Annotated in this window: 8 protein-coding genes; all 8 read right to left on the minus strand. The window is 30.5% G+C overall.

Annotated features, from left to right (window positions below):
* A partial coding sequence (locus KHW44_RS03740) for a C69 family dipeptidase (protein WP_304066142.1) occupies nt 1–608 on the minus strand: 608 nt, incomplete at its 3' end.
* Nucleotides 609–731: 123 nt separating this feature from the next.
* Nucleotides 732–941: an AbrB/MazE/SpoVT family DNA-binding domain-containing protein gene (locus KHW44_RS03745; protein WP_002834937.1), complete on the minus strand. Its 210-nt coding sequence runs from the start codon at nt 939–941 to the stop codon at nt 732–734.
* Nucleotides 942–969: 28 nt separating this feature from the next.
* Nucleotides 970–1,809 carry a metal ABC transporter permease gene (locus tag KHW44_RS03750; protein ID WP_094208151.1) on the minus strand — a complete coding sequence of 280 codons (840 nt, stop codon included), beginning with the start codon at nt 1,807–1,809 and terminating at the stop codon, nt 970–972.
* Complete coding sequence (locus KHW44_RS03755; RefSeq protein WP_094208150.1) at nt 1,803–2,474, minus strand: metal ABC transporter ATP-binding protein; 672 nt, start codon at nt 2,472–2,474, stop codon at nt 1,803–1,805. Before KHW44_RS03755 ends, KHW44_RS03750 begins: the two co-directional genes overlap by 7 nt.
* A complete protein-coding gene (locus tag KHW44_RS03760) occupies nt 2,475–3,791 on the minus strand; it encodes a metal ABC transporter solute-binding protein, Zn/Mn family (RefSeq protein WP_304066151.1) in 1,317 nt (438 codons plus the stop codon).
* Nucleotides 3,792–3,859: 68 nt separating this feature from the next.
* The gene (locus KHW44_RS03765) at nt 3,860–4,534 is read right to left on the minus strand and encodes a ZinT/AdcA family metal-binding protein (protein WP_102164174.1); all 675 of its coding nucleotides are present in this window, start codon (nt 4,532–4,534) and stop codon (nt 3,860–3,862) included.
* 1,142 nt (nt 4,535–5,676) lie between these two features.
* Nucleotides 5,677–7,194, minus strand: coding sequence for an oligosaccharide flippase family protein (locus tag KHW44_RS03770; protein WP_180960083.1), 1,518 nt, complete (start codon nt 7,192–7,194; stop codon nt 5,677–5,679).
* A 58-nt stretch (nt 7,195–7,252) separates the two neighbouring features.
* Nucleotides 7,253–8,544, minus strand: a 1,292-nt coding sequence (locus KHW44_RS03775) for an O-antigen polysaccharide polymerase Wzy family protein (protein WP_304066158.1), incomplete at its 5' end; no start/stop codon positions are given.

Here is an 8,544-nt window from a genome sequence, read left to right on the forward strand (position 1 = left end):
AAATCAAAATAATCAATTCCCAATTGGTTTGGCATTACAACGTATGCATCATCAGGAACTCTTCTTGCCATCCAGTGATGTCCACCGATTGTTTCCAACCACCAAATTTCGTCAACATCTTGGAACGCAATTCCGTTTGATTCATAAGTTCCGTGTTCTTCTAATAATTTTCCTAATCTTTCAACACCTTCTCTGGCTGAGTTAATGTAAGGAAGAACCAAAGTTACGAAATCTTCTTCGCCAAGTCCACCGAATTTTTCATCTTTTGTTGGAGATTGAATCAAAGGATCTGCTCCTTGAACTCTTGGGTTAGTAGTGATAGTTTCAGTAGCACTCATTGAAATATTTTTTTCATTAACGCCTGATGCAGCCCAATCTCCTTCAAATGTGTCAGAGTTTGGAAGAGCTGTATATCTCATAGGATTATCTGGTAAATCCACCTTACATCCAGATAAAACTGATTCGTATTTTCTAGGTTGGTCTTCTGGTTTTACAACGATAAATCTCTTAGCTGTAAAAATTCCAGAAGGAGAATCTTCACTTCTTGAAATAATTGTTGAGCCGTCAAAGCTCGCTTCTTTACCTACTAATAATGTAGTACATGCCATAATTACATACCTCCTTAAATGTGATACTTTTTTTAATATCCAATATCATTATACCCCTTTTTCCATATTTTTTACACAGAAAAAAGAAAAAAGACTATCGTTTTTTTGATAGTCCTTTTGATTTTATTCCTCTTCGTTTAATGCATCGATTGTATCGTCAGTCAATCCCTTTAATTTTTCGACATAGTTTGCATCGTGATTTTTCTTAGGAATCAATATTATCCTGTCATTTTCAAGTTCACACTCAAATATATCTCCAACCCTTAGGTCGTATTTTCTCATTAATATATCCGGTATTGTTATTTTGTTTCCTTTTTCTACTTCGAAATTCATATTATCCTGCCTTCTTGTAATGTTGTATCTACTTTATTTTAGCATTATTTTGTGAATTTGAAAAGTTTTTCATATTAGTTTTTTTAATTTTAGAATATATTACAAATATTATCATTCCTATAACTGCATTTACTACGATTGCTCCACCTGGTTTAATATCAAATTGATAAGATTGAACTATTCCCAACATCATATACAAAATACCGAGTATTATCGTTATGCTGTATGTTTTCTTGTAGCTTTTTGCAATTATGAGCGCTGTGGCTACGGGAAGTACAATCAATGATGTCACCATCAACGCTCCAACTATCTTCACTGCAAGGGCAATTGTTATTGCTGATAAAAATGTAAACACCGCATTGATTCTGTTTACTTTGACTCCTGCAAGACGAGCAATGTTTTTGTCGATTGAAATGGCCAATAATCCAGAATATTGTGAGATGGATACCGCCAGTATTAGAACGAAAATAACAGAAATGTTTATTACATCCATATTTGTTACAGAAGATATGCTTCCAAACAAGTACGATTCAAACGAATTTCCACCTGGTGCAAAATCCGACAATATCGCTGCTATTCCAAGTCCTGTGCTCATTATCACAGCTGTTGCCATGTCACCGTATTGTGGGAATTTTTTCCTGATTAATTCTATTAAAAACGCTGCTATAACACAGACTATTGCAGAACCTATCAATGGGTCAAATCCCAAAATCAAACCCAGACCGACTCCACTAAGTGCTGTATGAGAAAGTGCATCTCCTATCATCGATGTTTTACGATTGACCATTATTATTCCTATCATCGGTATCATTATTGCAAGCAAAAACCCTGCCACCAGTGCTTTTCTCATAAATGCAAATTCTAGCATCGTACAAGCCTCCCTTCTATCATTTCGTATTGTGTCCTATCTATATCCAAAGCTTCTATTTCTTTTATTTCGTGAGTTACCATTATTACAGTGATATTGTATTCTTTGTTTAATTTAGCGATTGTTTTGATAAATTTTTCTTTGTTTTCTTTGTCTACACCAGCTGTCGGCTCATCGAGTATAAGAAGTTTTGGCTCATTAATCATAGCTCTGCAAATCATGGCTCTTTGTTGCAATCCTCCAGACAATTCATTTACAGGTCGGTTAATGTATTCTTTCATTCCCATTTCTTCCATAATTTGTTTTGCCTTGTCGTAATGTTTTTTGCGAGGAATTTTGATAAAACCAAAATCCTCATACAAATTCAATGTTACAAGCTCCAAACAAGTTATTGGAAATGCAATTTTATTGACGATGTTGATTTGTGGAACATATCCTATATCACGATAACTTTTATATTCTTTGATGTTTTTATCCAATATTTTTATTTCTCCATCGTCTGCTTTTAATTCACCTAGCATTAATTTCAGTAGAGTTGATTTTCCACTGCCATTTCCACCTAAAATTAGAGCCATTTCTCCTTGAGTAATTTCTAAGTTCAAATCTTTAAGCACCAAGTCTTCATTATATCCAAAATTTAAGTTACTGATTGTTACTGCATTCATTTATACACCTGCCTTTCTCATGGATTCGTATAAGTTTTTCAAATTCATCTCTATTAATTCGATATAGCCCTGATTATTGTCCTGTTGTTCTTTTGTGACAAATTCCATCGAAGCCAATGGTTTAATATCGCCACCCAATTCTTCTGATAAAGTCTTCGCTTCTTTAGGAGGTTTCCCATATTCATAAAATACCGTAGTAATGTTTTTCGTTTTCGCAAAATCCACGGCTTTTTTTATTGTTTTAAGACTTGGACTTTCCATGCTAGTAAGCCCTTCTAATGGATACTGAGTAAGTCCAAAATCCCTCGCTATATATGCATAAGCGTAATGTGTTACCAAAAAGCTTTTGTTATCTAATTTACTAAATTTTTCTTTGTATTCTGCGTCAATATCTGTCAATTTATCAACGTATTTCAATTTGTTTTTGTGATAAATTTTCTTGTTATCTGGATACTTTTGTATCAATTTATCTTGGATACTATTCAAATATTTTTTTGCATTTACAACAGATAACCATGAATGTGGATCGTAAGTTATCTTGTCAAATCCTGACGAAGACCCTTCCATTACAGGTTTTAATTTGCCCTCATCTTGAAGCAATTTACCGTTAGTATCTTGTAAATAATATGGTAGCAAATCTTCGCTTATTCTGTCCGATACAAAAATCCACTTGCCCTCATCTTTTATATTGTAAAATATCTCTCCAGATTCATGGCCCATTTCAAGGCCATATACTTTTCCTTCTTCAACATCGAAAGTGTTTTTTTGGTGAACAATCTCACCTTTTTGATTCATAATTTCCTTAGCTTTTTTGACTAATTCTTTTTTGTCTTCTCCATTGTCCTTGAAGAACGCAACCCTCATAATATCTTCATGAGTATGCCCAAAATCTATTTTTCGTTTTCCCTTTGTTAGGTTCAATTGTGCCATATATTGAAAATCGCCCCTTGCAGCAGCTCCTTTATACGTGATTAGCTCTACAGAATCCGACAACTTCAAAATATCCAAATTAGGCAAATTCTCGTGCACCTTGTCTACCCAATGTTCCATATTCGCACCATTTACAACCAGCAAATCTGCATCGGCAAGTTTTTTCATATCCTTGGCAGACGGCTCCCACAAATGAGGCTCCTTATCCACAGGCATAAAAGTTCTCACCTCAACAGTATCTCCTGCAATCATCTTAACCAAATCATGCACAGGAAAAAACGATGTGTAGATAACAGGTTTTCCTGAAGATTTTTTCGTGTGATTGGAACATCCCGCAAACAAAACCATGCACAAGGCTAATAGAAAACTCAAAAGTCTCTTTTTCATCTAAATTCTCCTTTTCAAAAATCAAAGGACAGGTCGTCCCTGCCCTTTGTCAATTTCATATTCCAACCTTATTCTTCGATTTCTCCGATAATTTGTTTATCAGTTGTGTTTGGTTTTACGAAAGTTGGGAACCAGCCTTCCTTTGCAAATAATTCTTCCTTGTCATTACCATATCTCATGTGGAAATGTGTCAACTCTTCTTCGCCGTGAATTGGCATCATCAACAAAACTTTGTATTTTGCATTAGAATCCACAGCTTCAAAAACATCCCATTCTAGCATGTGTGATCCATGTTTTACAGCCTTTTTTTCTACAAATTTGTACTCAGTTTCAGCTATTTTATCTCCATTTTCTGAAGGGATTTTGCTTGTAAATGTAATCTTGTTTCCGTCGATTTTCAATCCGTTGAATTCACATTTTCTTTTTTCAAGATAATCTGATTTAGCTTTTTTCTCATCAACATTTTCTTTTTTCGCTAAAGTTTTGAAAGCGCCTTGAACTTCTGGCTTATCCAAATAGCTTCCCATGTTGTTCCATTCTCCATCCCAATCAGACAAGCTTACTTCTTCTTTTTTGTCCTCAGTTTTTTCAGTAGCTTTGCTTTCTTCTTCTTTTTTGTCTTCTTGCTTTTGTTCAGTTTGCTTGGTATTTTCTTTCGGTGCATCTTTTTGTGCTCCACAACCATTCAACAACAAAGCCGCTGACATAACTCCAACCAAAGTCATCAATTTTAATTTATTCATATCAATACTCCTTATTTATATTTGTTAGTAAGAAAATACAAATAGTTATTAATATCTCAAAACAAATTTGAATGCATTCCAATTTTATTAACTAATTAACTTACTACAATAAAATTTGGTTTTCTATTCTATCTTCCCTATTCAATTTTAAATATGTAATAAGTTTATTTGAGAATTAAAAACTTATTTAGTTGCAAATTACGTCTAATCTGCAAAATCAATTGTAAAAATCATCCTACTAACTTTATCCAAATACATAATAACATTATTTTTTTATTCTGTCAATAATGATAATCATTTGAATTTAAAAAAACTCCGAGATATTTCTCGGAGTAAGTTTTATTATTCATTTCTATTTAATAGCCATAATATCTATGCATTTTTCTAAAATTCTTAAAAGCTTTATTTCCAGTATTATATAATGTGGATTGTTTCATATTCATCTACTTGCATATTCCTTTAGCGGATTTTTCCCTGAGATAAGTTTCATATATAATCTTCTGTTGTTTCTCTTATAATTTCCTGATTTTTACGTACAAGTTTTTGACTTCTAGTCTATATTCAAAGCTCTTTTAATATACTTTCCAGATTCAATAAAATTCATAATTTCCTCTCCATCTTATGCTTGATAATATAGAGATTCAATACTTCCTCTAGGATTTTTCTTTTAATATTAAAATCTAAGTCAAGATTTAAGATAAACATTAAAGGGAGCACAAACGAGTATAACACACGATAATTCCGATATACGTAGACAATATCGGTAATGCAGTAGAACTTTATTATAATGATACCACCACTATTAAGTATTATTCATTGGAATATTGCATAAAAAATTGCAAAAAGTGAAAGCATTGACTTGGCAGAAATATGAAAAATAATCAAGAAAACATTGAAGACAAAGTACAAAAAGCAAGGCTATCGCGCCTGTTAATTGATAACTACACCTCAAAATTGAACATTTAAAAATCGGATTTGATATCAAATCCGATTTCGTTGGCTTCGTTTATTTTGTAATTTTCCTGATTAATAGACTAGTATAAATAAAATATTTGATGAAAATTCACATTTGGATATTAATTCCAGAATGTAGTCAATGTTATGCTTCCACACTATCAAAATAAACTTGCTAATATGTTTGTTTATATAAATTTCTTTATTTTACCAAATATGTAGTTTTTTTCATCTGAGTTCATAGCCATGCTAAAAATTATTATAAAATAACTTATTGTGTACATCATAACGTGACTAATAAATTCTATATAAAAGTTTGACATTTTTATTTTTTTTATCAAAATCCCTACGAATAGCGATAAAATCGCATATCCAAAAATAGGAATAACATTTTTCCAAAACATTTTAATATCAAGTCTGATAACTTTCAAATAAACTCTATTCATAAATATCCATGATGCCATTATAATAGAAACCGTCGTTGCCAATGCTGCACCATACATTCCATATTTTTTTGAAAAGAAAAATGTTAAAAATACATTTAAAATTGCTGATATAAATAGAATCCTAGCTTTGTACCAATTTTTATTTTTAACAAGCAAAATTACATTTCCTGAACTTTGTATTAAATCAATAGAGTATGGTATCATTAAAAGTAATGCTACGTAGTATGCTCCAGCAAAATCTTTACCCGCAATAATAAAAATAAATTCTTTCCCAAAAAGTATTACACCCGTTAACATTAACAGCACTAAATATGCCTGATATCTTCCAATTCTTGTAAAAATTTCTGAAAGTTTTCTTTCTTTGTCTGGCGTTTCATTTAACCTTGTAATCATAGGTACAATAACACCTGTAATTACAACGCCTGTACTAATGAAAATTGAATTAAATTGAGAACCTATCGAATATACGGCAACTGTTTCTGTTCCATACAACCATCCAAGAATTATTTGATCCGTTTTCCAAAAAATCTGATCTGCAATTGAAATCAATAGCACCGATGCCGATAGCCCAAATATTCCTCTTATTAAATTATCATCCTTAAAATGATACTTAATTTTAACATTTAGTTCTCGTTTAGAATAATAAAGACAAACAATTACTAAAAATATATTCATAATTAACTGTATTACAACAATTGTAGATGCATATGGATACTTCTTAATCATTAATAAGACCGATATTGGTTGTAGAATTGTTATAATTAAATCTAACAACTTTCTAAATACAAATTTTTCATTTGCAAGTATTGACGCAGAATATACAGATCCATTTAAATATACGATAATATTTATTATCATTATCCTAAACATAAATAAGGCTTCATTTAATTCATGTTCAGATAAACTTTTAAAGAAATTAGACTTAAACAAAAAAGTAATCGGTAATGAAATTATTACTACTATAATTGACATTACAATAAATATTCTTCTACTTATAGCTAGCGTATTTTCCATTTTGACTTCATCGTTTTTTATCAGATATTCTGTGTAGTATTTCATAACCGAAGCATTTAATGATGTATACATTGATGAGAAATATGCTATGATAGACCCTATAAGTTGATAAAGTCCATATTCACCCTTCCCAATATTAGAAAGTAAAATAGGAATATATGTGATTGAAACTATAGCGGAAATTACAGTGTTTGCAATACTTAGTGCAACCGCTATTTTTTTATTATTATTTACACTTTCCTTCATATTTTCTTCCCTCTTGTGTACGTACATTCATTCGTGAACAATGTCAATTAATTTCCGTTTAAATTTTAATTATTTTTCTTCTTTTCCGTATATTATTATAAACTATCACTACAAAATTTATCAAAACTATAGCAACCAACACTTCTGATTTTAAAAACAAACTAATTATGCTATCAGCATTTGATCTGGGAATCATTAACAAACTCCCTATTAACATTAATGTTATACTTCGTCCTAAAATTGTTTTAGAAGTAAATGATGAGCATTTTTTTATAACTATACCATATACATAGCTGAAAATCAAAACTCCAAAATAGCCAAAATCATTGTATGCTTCTGCAATATAACATGTGCCTAAACCTCTACCTCTTACATATCCATATGGTAGAACAAGATATGAAATAATATGTGCAAACGAATTACCATTTATTGCTTTTTGAATACTATTTCCACCAAATGAATTGAAGTTAAATAGTATATTACTTATAGGATTATATTTCAGTGCTTCAATAGTAGATCCGAATGAATAAATTTTTCTGGGAATTTTATGTTCATATAATTTTCCATATCCTATTACACTTGAACTTACTCCTTGCTTTACAAAAATATCTATAAATGATGATGATCTATTCGTTTCAAAAATTGTGTTATTAAATCTAATGCTTCCTACTATATCCAAGCCAATAATAAAAAAAGGTACTATTATCATTAATGTTATAATTTTGCGTTTACTTATCCATTCATTCTTCCCAGAATTATCCGAACTTCTTAGAATAAAATATATAAAAATTAACGAAACATTTACAACAAATATAGATCTGTTCCCTGTCATCAATGTAATAAAAGAATATATTAAAAATAATAAAATAGGAAAATTTGCTTCTTTCTTTTTTGGTAATGTAGAAAGATAAACAAAGAAATAGATTCTACATCCATAAGCGAATAAAGTAATCAAATATGGAATTCTAACTGCTTCATCTATATACAATTCCGTGTATCCTACTTCTCTAACCTTTATTACTCTTAATATTTCAATAATAATATAAGGTATATAAGAAGTATAATATAATATTAGGCTAGCCTTTCTAAATAATTCATCGTTGTATATTTTAGACTTAACCCTAATTCCGTTTATATTTACCGATGAAGTATAATATCCTACTGATATTCCTATTAAGGAAATTAACAATGATAAATATATATGATTATGCGTTGTTGTGTCAAAAAGCACCACTCCATTTGAATACCCAAAAAATTCATACAAAAAATACGATCCTAATAAAAACATAAAATAACATATCAGAAACATTATTAGAACAATATTTTTCTTATAGTTTTTTATGTTGAAGA

Source organism: Finegoldia magna, from assembly GCF_018371055.1.
Lineage (GTDB): Bacteria > Bacillota > Clostridia > Tissierellales > Peptoniphilaceae > Finegoldia > Finegoldia magna_I.